This window comes from Marinobacter sp. NSM (genome assembly GCF_052380025.1).
Lineage (GTDB): Bacteria > Pseudomonadota > Gammaproteobacteria > Pseudomonadales > Oleiphilaceae > Marinobacter.
This window is the reverse complement of record NZ_JBQTCK010000010.1, coordinates 1-15968: the sequence shown is the minus strand read 5'-3', so window position 1 is coordinate 15968 and position 15968 is coordinate 1. Positions and strand designations below refer to the sequence as shown.

The following is a 15968-nucleotide window of genomic DNA, read 5'->3' as shown; positions in this document are numbered from 1 at the left end:
CTTGTTACTCACAAACACACCCCATAATCGAATTTCCGGCAGTTATTTACCGCCGAGGAGGAAATGCACCATGTCTTTGCTGACATCTCTGATACAAGCCAGCACACGCTTTCAGCAAGCCATGGACAGCCGCCAGGCACCCGCAGCCAAGCCCGATGGCGAGAAACCCGCTGCCACGAAGCAACCCGAAGCCGCCGGTAACCCGGGTGATGACCGCTTTACCCCGTCCGGGCAGTCAGAACTGGACCCCGGCAGCCTGAAAGCTCGCAAGCTCCCACTCGGCCAGTACAAACAGACCGTTGCGCAGGATCTCTCCTTTGTTCGTGAAACCCTCCAGCACAAACTTGCCGAGTACAACCTGCACCCGGCAACGGCCCTGAGCGTGGGAAAAGGCGAGAACGGCGATGCGGTAGTTGAGGGGAAGCTGCCAGAAGAGCTTCGCGAAAGAATTGAGATGGACCTGAACAACAACCGGGGCTTCCGGGAAGCCTTCAGTCGGCTGAGCGTCAGCGAACCGACACTACACTTTATGGATAACGCCCTGAAGCTCAATCAGGCCTACGGCGTGAACAACTCCCTGCTGGATTCACTGCTCAGCGACAACCAGCAGTTCAACGGATTACAGGATGTCATCCACCGTTACGACAGCCTGAAACGCAATGCCAACAGCGGCCAATTCGACTTCGGTAACAGCGCACAACGCTACGCCTTCAACCTGAACACCCGGGCCTGATACCCGGGTGGCATGGGTCTTTGACCGTTAAACCTGAAACGGAGCGGGATCACCTTTACCCACCCGCGTAACCTCCGGGGCATCCCCGAGGAAATTCACCACGGTAGTCGCTTCCATACCGCAGAACCCGCCATCAATGATCAAATCCAGCTCGTGTTCCAGAACATCCCGGATTTCATAGGGATCGGTCATCGGCTCCGTTTCATCGGGCAGAATCAGGGTACTGCTCATGATCGGCTCGCCCAACTCGCCCAGCAGCTCCCGCACAATCTCGTTATCCGGCACCCGCACGCCAATAGACCGACGCTTGGGATGCAACAACCGGCGCGGCACCTCACTGGTGGCTGGCAGAATGAACGTATACGGCCCCGGTGTGAACGTCTTCAGCAAACGGTACTGCGTGTTATCCACCTTGGCGTACACACCAATATCCGACAAATCCCGGCACACAAGCGTAAAGTTATGCTTGTCATCCAGCTTCCGGATACGCTTGATACGATCCGCTGCCTGCTTGTCACCCAGGTGACAACCCAGCGCATACCCGGAATCCGTGGGATACACAATCACCCCACCCTTGCGAAGAATATCAACCGCCTGGTTGATCAACCGCTTCTGCGGATTCTCAGGATGGATCTGGAAAAACTGACTCATGAATTCACTCCCTGTCCTAATTTCGCAGCCATGGCGTCATCGCCCTTCGACCCGCCCATACAACCAGGCGAATCCGGCGCCGCCTGACCACTGGCCGCCCACTCCTCCGGCGTATACAAATGCAACGCCAAAGCATGCACAGGCCCCGCCAGCTCTTCCGCCAACACTTTATAAATGGCCTGATGCCGCTTAACTTTCATCTGACCGGCAAAATCCGGCGACACCAACGTCACCTTGAAATGGGTTTCCGAATTCGGCGGCACGGAATGCATGTGGCTCTCGTTCTCCACAGCCAGCAGCTGCGCGGCAAACCCGTCTTTGAGCTTGGTTTCAATTGCGTTCTGAACTTTCATAAAAAATCTTCTGCTCCAACTTCTCAAATGACCACTCACACTATCGCGGCGGCTTGCAGGGCGCCCGAAAGCGCTCTCTACCGGGCGAATTGCACGGAGTCTCAAGCGGCTGTGGTGGAAGCTTTCCCAAAAGTGTGTGTTGCCAGGGATGGCAACACCAAGCCCCCATGGACGGGTTCACGGCGTCTTTTGGGAAAGCTTCCACCACAGCCGCCTCCCCCAACACAACCAGTCTACTACACAACAAACGATAAGCCCGAAGCCCTTGACACAAAAGCCCCAAACAGACACATTCCGATGCCACTTAGCGAACCACCAACACCATGCACCTGTACATCGCCGAAAAACCCAGCCTGGCCAGAGCCATCGCCGCCGCCCTCCCAGGCCCGCACCAGAAAGGCCAGGGCTGGATCCGTTGCGGAAACGGCCAGGAAGCCGCCACCGTCAGCTGGTGCATCGGCCATCTGCTGGAACCGGCCGAGCCCGCCCGCTACAACCCGGCATGGAAAAAGTGGCGCCAGGAAGACCTGCCCATGTTCCCCGAACAATGGCAGCTCACCCCCAAAGACAGCGTAAAACAGCAACTCAAGGTGCTCGAATCCCTGATTCGACAGGCCGACGTGATCACCCACGCTGGCGACCCGGACCGTGAAGGCCAGCTACTGGTGGATGAAGTACTGCGCTACGTTGGTACCACCGTTCCGGTAAAACGGGTACTGATTAACGACCTGACTCCCAGCGCCGTTGCGCGCTCCATTCAGGCACCCAGAGACAACAAGGAATTCCGCCGGCTATCCCATTCTGCCCTGGCCCGACAAAGGGCCGACTGGTTGTATGGGATCAACCTCACCCGGTTCTACACCCTGAGCTACCAGCAACAGGGTCAGGACGGCGTTTACTCGGTTGGCCGAGTACAAACACCGGTGCTCGGCCTGGTTGTGGAGCGGGATAACACCATCGAGAACTTCGAGCCCAAGCCCTGGTACCGAATTGAAGGTCAATTCCAAGCCTCCGAAGAGGACGCGGACCAACGCCCGTTTACCGCCCGCTGGCTGCCGGATGAAGCCTATGAAGACCATCTGGACGAAGAGAAACGCCTGCTCAGCAGGGACGTGGCCGAGCAAATTGCCCGTGACGTGAACGGTCGGCCTGGCACCATCGCAGAATCCCGCTTCAGAGACCGGCCCGAGCCACCGCCCCTGCCGCTGTCCCTGTCGGCACTGCAGATAGAAGCCGGGCGACTGTTCCGGATGGGTGCCAAAGACGTGCTGGACACCGCCCAGAATCTGTATGAACGGCACCAGTTGATCACCTACCCCCGGTCCGACAACCGTTACCTGCCCGAGGAACATTTTCATCAACGGGAGCAGGTGATTCGCGCTATTAGCCGGGTATCCGGCGAGCTGGAAGCGCTCACAGGGCAACTGGACAGCAACCGGCGCTCTGCGGCCTGGAACGACAAACAGGTGGACGCCCACCACGCGATCATTCCAACCGTCCGCCCTACCCCGAATGGCAAGCTGACGGCCGCCGAGGAAAAGATCTATAACCTGATCAGCCGCTACTATCTGATGCAGTTCGCCCAGGATGCAATTCACCGTGAGGGAAAACTGACGGTGCAGGTTCAGGAACACAGATTCCGGGCCACCGAGACGGCGATACTCACCCCCGGCTGGAAAGCCTTGGAGCTGAAACTTCGGGAGAACAACAACGAGCCGGAAAAACCACCGCTGCCAAGGCTGGGGAGTCGTGAGCCGGTCACCTGCAGCAACACCACGGTAACCGAACGCAATACTCAGCCACCCCAGCACTTTACCGATGCCACCTTGCTGTCGGCGATGACCAACATCGCTCGTTTCGTGGCGGCCCCGGAACTGCGTAAAACCCTGAGGGAGACCGATGGCCTGGGCACGGAAGCCACCCGCGCCGCCATTATCGACACACTGTTCCGGCGAGATTACCTGTACCGGGAAAAGCGATTCATCCGCGCCACCGACAAAGGCAAGGCGCTGATTGCGGCGCTGCCGGACACTATCCGTACCCCGGACCGTACAGCGGTCTGGGAAGCAACACTGGAGAGCATCCGCCGCGGCGAGGACGACCCCAGGGCATTTCTGGAGTCGCTAAAGCAGGAGATCCGCGAATTCATTCATCGGGCGCCCGATGCGACCGGAACTCCTGCCAGCGAAACGTCTGTGCATTGCCCAAAGTGCCGGGCGCCCATGATCGAGCGGGAAGGAAAATTCGGACGTTTTTTTGCCTGCACCCGCTACCCAAAATGTAAAGGCACGCGCCCTCTGGAAGACAGTGCACCAGCAGACGGAACTGGGCAGAAGCCCGTGCCCTGCCCCCATTGTTTTTCACCCCTGGTGAGGCGCCAAAGCAAAAAAGGCTGGTTCTGGGGCTGCAGTAATTTCCCGGCCTGCCGACAAACAGTGAATGACGCCAACGGCAAACCTGAACTGTAGTTACGGAATTCTACATATCACTACTGAACGCAGCCTCATTTTTTGGGATACTTGGCCTATATTTCAGGGGATTTCTACTCCGCTCTGTGCCAAGACCACGAAATCGGCAACACCATTGAGGGCCAAGCTTAATGCGCATTGCTCTGCTGGAAGACGAACATGAACAAGCGCAACACATTCAAGCCATTCTCTCCGAGAAAGGTCATCACTGTGACAGCTTCCCCACCGGCCAGGCCTTTCTCGGTGCCGTTCTGCACCGAAGTTATGACCTGATTATCCTGGACTGGCAAATTCCAGACATGACCGGTATCGACGTGCTGGAGAATGTGCGCGCCCAGCTGGACTGGCCCATTCCGGCCATTTTCCTGACCCAGCGGGACAGCGAGGCCGACATCGTCCGGGCGCTGGATGCCGGCGCCGACGACTACCTGTCTAAACCGGCCCGGGCGGCCGAGCTCACCGCCAGGATCAATGCCCTGGCCCGCCGCAGCAACCCTGACAGTGACAAAGAAGTGCTGGTTTACGGTCCGTTTGAAGTCAACACCCGGCAACGAGCCATCCTGCTGCACGGTGAACCGCTTACCCTGACCGACAAGGACTTCGACCTCACCCTGTTCCTGTTTCAGAACCAGGGCCGGCTCCTGACCCGCGAGATGCTGCTGGAACGCGTGTGGGGCCTTGCCCGGGATATCAACACCCGGACCGTTGATACCCACATGAGCCGATTACGCCGCCGGCTGGGTGTAAATCCGGAGAACGGATTCCGCATCAAGACCATTTACCAGCGCGGCTATCGCCTGGAAGCGATCAAAGCCACTGAAGCTGACGAGCCCCGGGAAGACAGTGCAACCAATGCTTGACCGAAAACGCCAAAGCGTCACAGGTTTGCTCCTGTTGATTGTAACCAGCCTGCTGCCCGGCGTGGCTGCCGCCGAGATATCGGTTGCCCGAGGCTCTTCTTCCGCCTCGCCCGCTCAGCAATCGGAAAGCGCCCAGGAATGGGTGTATACGCTCCGCTCCGGTGAGACACTCAGCGACATCGGCCAGTCCTTGCTGATAGACCGGGTAACCATTGGCCAGGTCCTGCAATACAATAACCTGCCCGGTAACGCCAGGCTGTCTGCCGGGGAACAAATTCGCATTCCTCTGGCCTGGTTGAAGCGCCAGCCCGAGCCCGCCAGGGTTAGCTCCGCCAGCGGTAATGTTATTCACGTATCGGGCACCACCGGCCAGAAAACGTCACTGACCGAAAATTCTGTCATCCGGGTGGGCGATGAAGTGATCTCCTCTGCCGGCACCGCGACTATCGTCCTGGCTGATGGCTCCGAACTGCGTATGGCGCCCAATTCCAGACTCATTTTCAACCGCCTCACCCAATACGGCAAAGCCGGAATGGCAGATACCCGTGTTCGCCTGCAACGGGGCGAGGTGCATATCCGAGTAAAGCCGGTGCTGGAAGATGGTACCCGGTTCGAAATCGAAACCCCATCAGCGGTCGCCGCTGTTCGAGGTACCGTGTTTTCCATGCAGACATCCGCCTCTGGCAGCAGCGTTCAGGTAACCGAGGGCGTGGTTGATTTCGGCCCCCCGGGCCAGGTACGCCGGATTCCTGCAGGCTATGGCGCCAGCGTGTCCACCGCGAGCGCCACCCCCATGAACATCCGCCAGCTACCACCGGCCCCGGTGCTCAACCCCATCACCCCGATTCTCACACAGCTACCGGCTGAACTCAGCTGGCAGCAGGACGGCGCCAACCGGTATCGCGTCGATATCTTCGAAGAGGATGGCGGCACCTGGCTACAAAGTCGGGAAATGCCTGGCCATCGCTTTGACATTAGCCAACTGGACAACGGGCGCTACGAACTCCACCTGGCCGCACTGGATCGTCAGGGCATCACCGGAATGCCGGCCATCACGTCGATCGAAGTTGACCTGCAGGCACGAACACCTGATCTGCTTTCGCCAGAACCCGGTGAGAGCGTGAATGACGACATGCCAGAGTTCCAATGGCGCCTGAACGGTACCAACGAAGTTGCTCGGGTTGAAATCGCAGAAGATGAAGAATTCCGACGGCTGATTACCTCCAGTGAATGGGCGCCAGACAACCGAGCCCTCCCCTCCCGACCCCTAAGCCCCGGCCAGTACTACTGGCGAGTGGTCAGCGAGGCCGGTGGTAACTCCGTGGCCGCGTCCCAGCCCCGGTCACTGGTTGTGAACGGCACTTTGCCGCCGGTACGAATCATCAGCATCAACTACCTGGACAACCAGGTGCGCGTGTTCTGGGAGAAGGTGGATACCGCAAAAGACTATCGCCTCCAACTAGCGGAAGAGCCCGGATTCAACAACATTATCAAGGAAGCAAACGTGGCAGATACCACAGCGGCCTTGCGTCTGATTCCCGGAAGAAGGTATTTTGTGCGCGTCAAAGCTCTTTCTGATGGTCCGCTGGCAAGCCGATGGGGCCCGGGGAGGGAGCTTTACCTGGATTAAATACCTCCACAACAAGAACGAACCGCACGGCCCATGAGAAGGGATTGGTTAACCTTAAAGACGACACCCTGGTCTCTGGGCTTGCTGCTCACAGGCATCCTGCTATTACTCCAGATAACCACCCTGGAAGAGCGCATCAATTTCTGGCTTTACGACAAAGCCATCACCACCTGGTCCGCGCCCGTTGATGACCGCCTGGCTCTGGTGGGCATCGATGAACACAGCCTGAACGCGCTCGGGCGCTGGCCCTGGGACCGAAACCTCCATGCCCGGCTGATTGACCAGCTTGCCGATGCCGGCGCGGAAGTCATTGTGCTGGACATCCTGTTTCCTGAACCCTCCCCCAGCGACCAGGCCCTTGCAGACGCCTTGGAGCGCCATGGCCGGGTTGTGCTGCCCATACACTACTCACCGGCAACACCAACACAACGGATGGCCGAACAACTGCCCGCACCGCTGCTGGAGAAGACAGCTTCTGCACTCGGGCACGTGCATGTTGAGCTGGAAGACGATGGCGTGGCCCGCGGCCTGTACCTTTACAACAGCCTGGGCAATCATCGCTGGCCCGCGCTGGCACTGGCGGCACAGGATCGGGTCAACCCCAGTGGCCACGCACCGGATGCGCCTGCCTATACCAACGTCCGCAGCGAATTCCGCTTTGTGCCACTGGCCGGCGGAGCAGATACAATCCCTGCCCATTCCTACGTCGATGTGCTGAACGGCGCCGTGCCCCCGGAGACCTTCGCTGGCAAGACCGTCTTCATAGGAGCCACGGCGGTCGGTTTTGGCGATATTCTTAGTACACCGTTTTCCGGCCTGGGCAGGCCCATGAGTGGCGTTGAGTTCCACGCCAACGTTTATTCCGCCAGTCGCCAAGACACACTGATCTCCTCCGCACCTGGCTGGGCCTCCATTGCACTGACACTGGTGATCCTCCTTGGCCTGGCCAACTCCCTGCCGAGACTCAAGCCCGCAGCGACCGTCCTCGCCTGTAGCATAGGTTTTGTCCTGGTGTTGATCACCTACTTTGTGGTCCTACGCAGCTTGCATTACCACCTGTCAGCCGCCAATGCCCTATTGTTGCCCATGATTGCTCTGCCGGTGGCCAGCGGTCTTCGGCTTGCGATGGCCAACCGCTTCCTGAACCGTCAACTGGATGACTTGGCCAGAACACCGCAACTTGCCTTGCCAGACCCCTCACACAGGCACCCTCACCAACTTCTTGAACACCTGAGCGCGCTACTCCAGCCCCAGGGTTGGCTGCTGGCGGAAGGCAGAGACCTGCTGGCAGTCAAAGGCATGACACTGGCCGATGTCCCGACCAACATCCAAGTCGGGCAATGGAGTCATCATGGTAACCAGAGCTGGATACGCCTTATTCGCGGCGGCAGCGGGTACCTGCTCGGGCTCACCCTCCCGGATGACCTGAGCCGGGAAGTTATCCAGCTGTACTTGCAGAACCTTAAACTGGAAGACCCAAGCGCGCCCGCCCTTGAGCCGGGCGCCCAGGAGAACCTGTCCCGGCGCATTGAAAAAGTCCGAACCGCCACCGAGCGACTCAGCCAGATGCAGTCATTCATCAGCCATAGCTTCGAGCGCATGCCAGACGGCATAATCGTAACGGATGAGCTGGGTGTTATCCGCTTCGCCAACCGGCACATTGAAGCCTGGTTCCGGGAGCCCATGCCGAGCCTAAGCGGATTACCCCTGACGCGCCTGCTGGAAGGCCATGACCCAAGGGACGCGGCGCCCTGGTATGAAACCGTGTCTGAGACGTTGACCCTTCGGCAAAGCCGAACCGTTGACCTCAAAATTCACAACAAGGACTTCCTGATTCACCTGGCACCGTTCGCATTGCCAGACAGCAATCAATTCGGAATCATCGCCAACATCTCAGACATTTCCGAGCTTCGGGAGCAGCAGCGGCAGCACCGGGAAGCCATCGACTTTATTTCTCACGATGTTCGCTCTCCGCTGGTGTCTCAGTTGGCATTGATTGAGCAACTGAAACGAGACCCTAGCCATATTGATGAGCGCCAGCTTGAACAACTGGGCAGACTGGCCCGGCGCAGCTACCATCTGGCGGAAGAATTTGTGCAGCTGGCGCGGGCCGAGCAGCTGACGGAAACCCGGTTCTACGAGTGTGAGTTTCTGGCTATCGTAGAAAACGCACGGGACAGTGTGTGTGAGCAGGCACAGGAAAAGCAGATCAGCCTGCAGGTGATCGGCACCGAAGACCTCTGGCTGAAGGGGAATGCGGAATTGCTGGAACGGGCAGTCATCAACCTGATGACCAATGCCGTTCAATACAGCCCGCCGGGATCTGCGATCACGGTTCAGGTATACCGCGCTGGCCACCTGGCATGCCTCGCCATCGCCGATGAGGGTAGCGGGATAGATCAGGCAGAACTGCCGATGCTGTTCGATCGCTACCACCGGCAGAAACGCAGTGAGCTGGCAGGCACCCACGGCACCGGGCTGGGCCTGTCGTTCGTGAAAACCGTTGTTGAAAAACATCGGGGCGACATCTCTGTTGAATCCACCGCAGGCGAAGGCACCACTTTCATCCTGAAACTGCCCATTGCCGACCCGATGCCGTGACTTGCTCACGCCCCTCAGGACCGAATGGTCTTGCTGACAGGCGCTGAGGGCTCGCTGACCAGACCCTGCTTATCTTGCACCTGGATCGTGAAGTACCAGGTACCGGAATCCAGATTGTCCACCGTGTAGCTCATCTCCGGGTAGACGTCGGCCTCGCCAATGATCACCTCACCAGACAGATTTTCAACGTCCTGACCATAACGGATTACATACTTGTCGAGCTCGCCCATGGCAATACCGTCGCCGTTGACCCGGGTAGAGGGTGCTGACCAACTCAGGACAGCTGCACGAACCGGCTCAGGCTGCTCACCCGAAGGACCTGAGCCTACATTACCGGAGGTATTTGAGCCCGAGGTATTTGCATCACTCCCGGCATCGGAACCGCCTCCGCCACAGCCGGTGAGAAGAACTCCTAGTAAAAACGAGGCAATCCATGCCTTTGACATTTTTATGACGCGTTTCATTTGCTATTTTCACCATTATTCCGTCGACTTTGAAATTCTATAAAATAAGGCCGGATGATGATGCGATAGACGTCATTTTTGAAGTGATAAAATTGTCATTTTGTTGACGGTTATGAGTAGGATGCCAATGGCGACTTATCGAGTACGGGGCTCAAAAATTATTGTCATCTGGTGACGGATTGGATCGATCATTGGATCCTGTCAAAACCAATATTCCCAGATGTCAAAGGCGATGTTTCACAGAAAGGGGGTGTTTTTTCCGCCCCTTTCTGGAAAAAATGGTCAAATCGAGGTGGTTTAAATCAATCTCACAACGAAAAAGAGTTAATCTGAGGTGCCAAAACCGCTTTGAGTGGAACGAAAGCAAGAAGGCTTGAGAATCGAATCCCAGGTAAGGCATCCGAACGGATGACGGCCCCCCTCAAGCCCATACAAAGAGGACCATGCAATGCCCACTCTACTCCATCAGATTGTGTCGGGAGGTCAGACAGGAGCGGACCGCGCCGCGCTTGATGCTGGGATGACCCTCGGTATTGCAGTCGGTGGAGCCTGCCCTAAAGGTCGACTCGCAGAAGACGGGCCTTTGGCTTCACGTTATCCACTCAGAGAGATCACTGGGGGCTATCGTCAACGCACGAAAACGAACGTCGTTGACAGTGACGGGACCGTTATTTTTTTTCGGGGTGTGCCGGAAGGCGGAACGGAAGCGACGCTTGCTTTTTGTATAAAATTAAAGAAACCATATTGTCTGATCGACATGAATGAAATCAGGGTAGCGCGGGCTGCCACCCTGATCAATCAATTCATAACGGCCAAAAACATCCACATCCTGAATATTGCCGGAGCACGCGAAAGCCGTTCGCCCGGTATATACGAGTTCGTTTTTTCAGCGCTGTTGACGTCACAACAGAAGCCCGTACCGTTGGCACCCGAGACACAACGGTGAGCACATCACTTCGAGACTGCGCGCCGCTGACGGATGTCTGCAGCGCGCCGTCCTGGGTACGCCTTCACTGCAATCGAAACTGATTAAACGCGCCTTCGGCTTCTAGAAAAGGCGGCTCGGAACCAATCTGGTAGCTCACCAGGCCCGCGGGGAATACCGGCAACTTCACCTCTCCTCGAACGGTATAGGCATTGGTATTAACCGCGGACAGAATTCCCTGCAGCGGATTCAGCAAGTCTCCCAACAGCGTATCATCAATACCCGTTCCGGGTACGACCGTGTCCACCAATAACTCGGTTACCTGCCCAAGCGTCGCCGTTGTCAGAAAGTTCATCTGCTCTTGCGCCTTGAATGCCATGACACCGACGCGATCCCCGGCCTTCAGAACCTCGCCTACCCCAACGAGCTCCGAGAATGATTGAAACTGGGGTGCAAAGGTCGTCAACATATCGTCAATCAAAAATGTTTGCCCGCCACGTTCAAGGCATAAACCTAGGTATGCAGCCCCTCCTCCACCAATGATCCCTCCTTGCACACTAAAATCTCGGAGCCTCGGGATGCCTGCCAACACCTGCGTGGTATCTGCGGGAACCTCATAAACCGTTTGACACTCCTGAGCACCTCGAAGATTTCCAATCCTTATCTCAAATGGCCGCCAAACCTGGTCCACTGATATAAGCTGATCGGCTGCCACAGACTCACCGGGAATGGTGTCCACTATGACACCTCGCTCATCGTCTAACGACAGACATATCTTCGGCACTTCATCAAGCACGGACTCATTGGCACCTCGCAACTTCACATCGAGCCAGCGGCGAATCGAACTGAACATATCCACGGCGCCGCAACTCGTCGAGCCATCAGCCTGGTTTGCCAACGGGTTCATATGGCCCGACTGATTGGTCATCATTCTCACATCCCCACCTGCCATCTTCAGATAGCGGTAATTATCGGCAGATGCCTGCATGTTGAAGAGAACATCTCGAGTGCCCTGTATCAGTAAGGCATCAATCGGACGAAGAGTGAATGGCTCCATACCCTCAAGAAACGGTGCTTGCGCGAGCTCCAAGTCCGCCAGTAAGCTGAGGCCGTTCTGCCTGACAAACTCCAATAAATTACCTGACGGCTCCAGCACAGCCGCTTGTCTAATAAAAGGTGCTGTCAACGCAAAGCAAGCATTTTCAAGAAAAGGATGCCTTGATCGGCCAGTCGAAAGAAGGCACAGCAAGTTGCCCCAACCGCCCTTTACTCCCCCATTGGGCAGAATCGCTTGCTCTAAAGAATGCCAAGTACCCACCGGGACAATGGTATCAACGCGGGGGTCAATCGCAGCAAGGGGCAACTGAAATCCTCCGCCGTAAGAACCGCCCATCAATCCAAGGGTGAAGTTGCCGCTACTGTCAACGGCAATAGGCAGCTGCCCCTGCTGCCCTTGCCTGGCAATCCAGTCTATGACCGCTTGCGCATCACGGGTTTCATGATAGGAGTTCATTACCATGATGTCGCCTTCGCTTTCACCCCAGCCACGCTGACTGAAAGACACAATGACATAACCTTTTCTGTAAAGATCACTCAGCAGCGCATCCAGTTGCCCAAACATGGCCAAGAGTCCCGACCCGCCACCAATCGGACAATCGTAGGATTGGATGTCTTCGCAGTCAGGAATTGGATCCAATTCAGACTTCTTGCTCCCGCCCCACCCGTGACTGTGGAGGATCACCGGGAGCATTTCGCCTTCCCGATGAGGCGGCACAAACACCTGAGCATCAATCCATGTGTCACCCGATAGACTGTAATAGGCTTCGGTGCCAACATCCGTGCAATCAGGACCGGCATCAAAATTAAAACCCGGGCGGGCGCAAGTGGGCGGAGCATCTGAGATTATTGGATCGAGACCTTCAATACCATCGCGATCCGTGTCGCGTGTGTCGGTTGCAAAAAAGCGCCCCTCGACTAACGGCCCTAACGTCGGTTGAGTGTCACCCGGCGCAGAGTCAGAAGGTGACCCAAACTCAGGTGCCGCGGGCTCAACCTCAGAAGGCGTTGAACTGCCATCGCCACCACACGCTACCAAAAACATCGAAAAAAACAGGAGTACTGGCAAACGGAACATTGTAGACCTCTTTTATACTTATCATTTAGCGAATACTATGCCTTATACATGATGGTATGTCAGCTTCAATCACGACTGCCTTGGCAAATGAACCTCAGACCTTGTCAATCTCCTCAATGCCAGGATCTAAAACAAAGCGTTCAGGATGCGCTGAGGATCGACTTTGGAACGATTACAACCGTATCCTTATCGCGATAAAGTCAACATCTATAACTCTATACGATAGTTTTATTTGAAAAGGATTCATGCCATGAAGGGTTCCAAAATCAAAGCCAACACCATACTCGCGGCCATCGCAACACTGTCTCTAACCGCCTGTGGTGGCGGTGGTGGCGGCGACGGCGGAACACCTGAGCCGGACATGCGAAACAATGTGGTTACGCTGTCCAGCGCGGAAGGCATGACAGTTAACCAATCACTCGAAGGCAGCGTCACAGACGTCAAGCAGGTGCGCGGCTCCAACCAGGTCACCGTGACGTTTGACGACACCGCGAATACCTCCGGTAACAGTGATGTGACCTTCAGCATTGGTCAGCTGGAAAACGACGAAAACAGTCGGTTTGAAATCACCACCGTGAGCAACGGCCAAACCATTCGCAACATCATCACCCTGAATGCCACCAACACCAGCGCCGCCCCCACACTGGCGGAGATTCGCGGCTTGCAAGCCTTGAGCGGCCCGGAAGCGGTGCTGGCGGACGATCTGCGTCTGGCCAATGTCGTTCTGGAGCTGGAATACCTGGCCAACCTCATTGACGCAAACGAGCAACAAGCCATGCGGGACACCATCAACACCACGCTGGCGGAGCTGACAACCGATCTTGCCGGAGACATTGCCCAGATCACGGAGGCCTTGCGCGGTTATGAGCGAGGCGAAGTTACCGAAACCAGTCTGCGCAACCTGCTCAACACCATCAACGGTCGGGTGCTCGGGCTTGGCAGCGCCGGCGAGGCGATTCTGGACAGCTTCAGCAGCATCCTGAACCGCCTGGACGTCGTGTTCCCTGAGAATCTGAACGAGACCTACCCGCTTGTTTTCGACAACAACCTGAACCGCTACACACGCTTCGGTGCCAATGCGTTTGGCCAAGCCAATGAGGACGGTACGTTCACCTTTGACGGCAACCTGGACTTCCTCAACGCTGTATTCACCTTTGCGCGCCCGGCCACCGCTGTTGCCGTATCAGCCCAATAAACAGGAGAGCACCATGAACTACATTAATAGCAAGCACCTTTTGGGCTCCCTGATCTTGGCAGCCACACTTGGCACCGCTGGTCATACGCACGCCATGTCCCTGATGAGCCCTCAAGCCTCGGACGACAACGCCAAGGCCGTTGCTCCGGCAGTGTTGCCGGGCGGCCAGTCCGACACCGTGGTACTGATGATCCTGCGTGAAGGCATCAACGACACCATCGAGCGAGAGAATCGCCGGGTACCTGCAAGCGAAGCGGATGCCATCATGGCTGAGCTGCTGGCCGACCCTGCCACGATTTCGGTTGAAAAAGCCGGTATCGTGACCACACCACCTATCACCCAGCCGGGCGACCAGGGCAACGTCTCTGCGCAATCCGCCATGGACACCTTTGCCCAATCTCAAGCCCGCGGCCCCCTGAAGTACAACGACCCGCTGTACGCCAATCAGGAGTGGTTCGACCCGACCCAGGAGCACGGACTTCGCCTTGAGCCCGCTCTGGAGCGCCTGAGCTTTGATCGGACTATCCGCGTGGGTGTGATTGATGGAGGTTTTGAATCGTCCGTTGATTTGCAGTATGCAGAGGGAGTCAACCTTATCAGCGAGGAGCCAACCCGAAACCCCAAAGGGCCCCTATTCTTCAATGAAGATGTCGATTGTTCGTACAACGGCGAAGTAGAAATCTCGCAACATGGCCATCACGTTTCGCACCTGATTGCCGCGAACGTCGATAACGCCTTGGGGATGAGCGGAGTCACGGCAAACGTAGAGCTTGTGGCTGCAAGATCTATGTTTTGTGGCAACGTAGGTCTCGAGCCAGATATTATCGACGGCATCTATTGGCTTAGTGGTGAGCCCGTAAGCGGCGTCGATCCAATCAGCGAGCCAGTTAAGGTGATCAATATGTCGCTTGGTAGCCCCGGGGAATGTTCAAACGCCTTTCAAACGGCCATCAATCACGCAGTTAACAAAGGAATTACTGTGGTGGTGTCAGCCGGCAATGATCGAGCCGATTCAGAACAGCAGTCTCCCGCCAACTGCGACAACATAATCACAGTGGCCGCCCACGACACTCGCGGCATCTTGTCTAACTTCACCAACACCGGTCTGAACGTGGATACCGTCGCACAAGGCTCGACAGTCACATCCATTACGCCCGACGGCAATCCAACCACTGTGAGTGGCACCAGTTTTTCCACGCCCATTGTGGCTGGTGTCATTGCGAACGTCCTGAGCGAGCGCCCAGGCCTTACCAACGCTCAGCTTGAGGCCATGATTGCCGTATCCGGAAACCCAGTGGTTGAGGCTTCATTCCGCCCGAATCTCGGGGCAGGCTCCGGCATTCTGGATGCGATGAAGTTTCTGGACGCCGCCGGCATCCCCCGGTCGGTCGTGGCGGCTCAATCTGCTATCGAGGGTGAGCGCGAACGGTTTGCCGATGCACTGAATCACCCGCTGGCACAGGCGCTGCTCCAGGAAGAAGTTGGCGGTGATGCCTGCTCGCTGGTTGAGATTGACGGCAGTGTTCTGCCTAACGCCGATGCAAACGATCTGCTGACCGTATTCGCGGTACCGGCCGGCGCCCCACTGAACCCAGCGGCGGGTGATGCCAACATCCTTGCCCAGACTGAAGCATCCCGGATGATCGTGTCTACCGACACGCTCGATCAGTTCAGCGGCTCTCAGTTCGGCATCGCTCGCTGTGACGTGACCACCGGCAGCAACTGCAACCAGATTGATACCATTCGTGGCTTCAACCTGGCTGACCTGGAGCGCCCGGCATCGTGCGGCCTGATCGCGCAACGATGATCCAAACACTGGAGACTTCTTTAAGTCATCTAGCAGGTTGCCCAAACCGGAACACGCCGTGGTGTTCGGCGACGATTAGCGGTGAATCGGACAACTACCTGTCCCAAAGTGGCAAATCCCGATCACCATCAAATCTCTATATCCAAA

12 protein-coding genes are annotated in these 15968 nt (G+C 56.9%); 8 read left to right on the top strand and 4 right to left on the bottom strand.

Features of this window, described 5'->3' with window-relative positions; all coding sequences use genetic code 11:
• Positions 1-70 precede the first annotated feature (70 nt).
• Positions 71-733 (top strand): hypothetical protein, encoded by a 663-nt coding sequence (locus tag ACTZWX_RS16500; RefSeq protein WP_444714839.1) that lies wholly within the window; start codon positions 71-73, stop codon positions 731-733.
• A 27-nt stretch (positions 734-760) separates the two neighbouring features.
• Here ACTZWX_RS16500 and ACTZWX_RS16495 read toward each other — a convergent pair whose 3' ends face one another.
• Together ACTZWX_RS16495 and ACTZWX_RS16490 are read right to left on the bottom strand one after the other, a co-directional pair.
• Positions 761-1384 (bottom strand): L-threonylcarbamoyladenylate synthase, encoded by a 624-nt coding sequence (locus ACTZWX_RS16495; RefSeq protein ID WP_061333110.1) that lies wholly within the window; start codon positions 1382-1384, stop codon positions 761-763.
• Positions 1381-1737, bottom strand: a complete 357-nt coding sequence (locus ACTZWX_RS16490) for a BolA family protein (protein ID WP_072676968.1) — start codon at positions 1735-1737, stop codon at positions 1381-1383. The genes ACTZWX_RS16495 and ACTZWX_RS16490 overlap by 4 nt, the downstream gene beginning before the upstream one ends.
• A 323-nt stretch (positions 1738-2060) precedes the next feature.
• On the opposite strand from ACTZWX_RS16490, the gene ACTZWX_RS16485 reads away from it, so the two are divergent.
• From ACTZWX_RS16485 to ACTZWX_RS16470, 4 genes are all read left to right on the top strand, one after another.
• Positions 2061-4205, top strand: a complete 2145-nt coding sequence (locus tag ACTZWX_RS16485) for a DNA topoisomerase III (protein ID WP_444714838.1) — start codon at positions 2061-2063, stop codon at positions 4203-4205.
• A gap of 131 nt (positions 4206-4336) precedes the next feature.
• Positions 4337-5065, top strand: coding sequence for a response regulator transcription factor (locus tag ACTZWX_RS16480; RefSeq protein WP_444714837.1), 729 nt, complete (start codon positions 4337-4339; stop codon positions 5063-5065).
• Positions 5058-6695, top strand: coding sequence for a FecR domain-containing protein (locus ACTZWX_RS16475; protein WP_444714836.1), 1638 nt, complete (start codon positions 5058-5060; stop codon positions 6693-6695). Before ACTZWX_RS16480 ends, ACTZWX_RS16475 begins: the two co-directional genes overlap by 8 nt.
• A 33-nt stretch (positions 6696-6728) precedes the next feature.
• Positions 6729-9296: a CHASE2 domain-containing protein gene (locus tag ACTZWX_RS16470; RefSeq protein ID WP_444714835.1), complete on the top strand. Its 2568-nt coding sequence runs from the start codon at positions 6729-6731 to the stop codon at positions 9294-9296.
• A 14-nt stretch (positions 9297-9310) separates the two neighbouring features.
• Here the strand turns inward: ACTZWX_RS16470 and ACTZWX_RS16465 are convergent, their stop codons facing one another.
• Positions 9311-9760 carry a fibronectin type III domain-containing protein gene (locus ACTZWX_RS16465; RefSeq protein WP_444714834.1) on the bottom strand — a complete coding sequence of 150 codons (450 nt, stop codon included), beginning with the start codon at positions 9758-9760 and terminating at the stop codon, positions 9311-9313.
• A gap of 448 nt (positions 9761-10208) precedes the next feature.
• Here ACTZWX_RS16465 and ACTZWX_RS16460 point away from each other — a divergent pair, with 448 nt between their 5' ends.
• Positions 10209-10706 (top strand): putative molybdenum carrier protein, encoded by a 498-nt coding sequence (locus tag ACTZWX_RS16460; RefSeq protein ID WP_444714833.1) that lies wholly within the window; start codon positions 10209-10211, stop codon positions 10704-10706.
• A 64-nt stretch (positions 10707-10770) separates the two neighbouring features.
• Here the strand turns inward: ACTZWX_RS16460 and ACTZWX_RS16455 are convergent, their stop codons facing one another.
• Entirely contained in the window at positions 10771-12819 is a 2049-nt protein-coding gene (locus tag ACTZWX_RS16455; RefSeq protein WP_444714832.1) for a CocE/NonD family hydrolase, read from the bottom strand.
• Between the two features lie 250 nt (positions 12820-13069).
• Here ACTZWX_RS16455 and ACTZWX_RS16450 point away from each other — a divergent pair, with 250 nt between their 5' ends.
• Together ACTZWX_RS16450 and ACTZWX_RS16445 are read left to right on the top strand one after the other, a co-directional pair.
• Positions 13070-14014, top strand: a complete 945-nt coding sequence (locus ACTZWX_RS16450) for a hypothetical protein (RefSeq protein ID WP_444714831.1) — start codon at positions 13070-13072, stop codon at positions 14012-14014.
• Between the two features lie 13 nt (positions 14015-14027).
• Complete coding sequence (locus ACTZWX_RS16445) at positions 14028-15821, top strand: S8 family peptidase (protein ID WP_444714830.1); 1794 nt, start codon at positions 14028-14030, stop codon at positions 15819-15821.
• Positions 15822-15968: the final 147 nt, after the last annotated feature.

Bases quoted from the DNA above. Each gene is read 5' to 3' on its own strand.
- ACTZWX_RS16495 (WP_061333110.1), bottom strand. From the start codon at position 1,384: ATGAGTCAGTTTTTCCAGATCCATCCTGAGAATCCGCAGAAGCGGTTG.
- ACTZWX_RS16450 (WP_444714831.1), top strand. From the start codon at position 13,070: ATGAAGGGTTCCAAAATCAAAGCCAACACCATACTCGCGGCCATCGCA.
- ACTZWX_RS16460 (WP_444714833.1), top strand. From the start codon at position 10,209: ATGCCCACTCTACTCCATCAGATTGTGTCGGGAGGTCAGACAGGAGCG.
- ACTZWX_RS16455 (WP_444714832.1), bottom strand. From the start codon at position 12,819: ATGTTCCGTTTGCCAGTACTCCTGTTTTTTTCGATGTTTTTGGTAGCG.
- ACTZWX_RS16490 (WP_072676968.1), bottom strand. From the start codon at position 1,737: ATGAAAGTTCAGAACGCAATTGAAACCAAGCTCAAAGACGGGTTTGCC.
- ACTZWX_RS16480 (WP_444714837.1), top strand. From the start codon at position 4,337: ATGCGCATTGCTCTGCTGGAAGACGAACATGAACAAGCGCAACACATT.
- ACTZWX_RS16500 (WP_444714839.1), top strand. From the start codon at position 71: ATGTCTTTGCTGACATCTCTGATACAAGCCAGCACACGCTTTCAGCAA.
- ACTZWX_RS16445 (WP_444714830.1), top strand. From the start codon at position 14,028: ATGAACTACATTAATAGCAAGCACCTTTTGGGCTCCCTGATCTTGGCA.
- ACTZWX_RS16475 (WP_444714836.1), top strand. From the start codon at position 5,058: ATGCTTGACCGAAAACGCCAAAGCGTCACAGGTTTGCTCCTGTTGATT.
- ACTZWX_RS16470 (WP_444714835.1), top strand. From the start codon at position 6,729: ATGAGAAGGGATTGGTTAACCTTAAAGACGACACCCTGGTCTCTGGGC.
- ACTZWX_RS16485 (WP_444714838.1), top strand. From the start codon at position 2,061: ATGCACCTGTACATCGCCGAAAAACCCAGCCTGGCCAGAGCCATCGCC.
- ACTZWX_RS16465 (WP_444714834.1), bottom strand. From the start codon at position 9,760: ATGAAACGCGTCATAAAAATGTCAAAGGCATGGATTGCCTCGTTTTTA.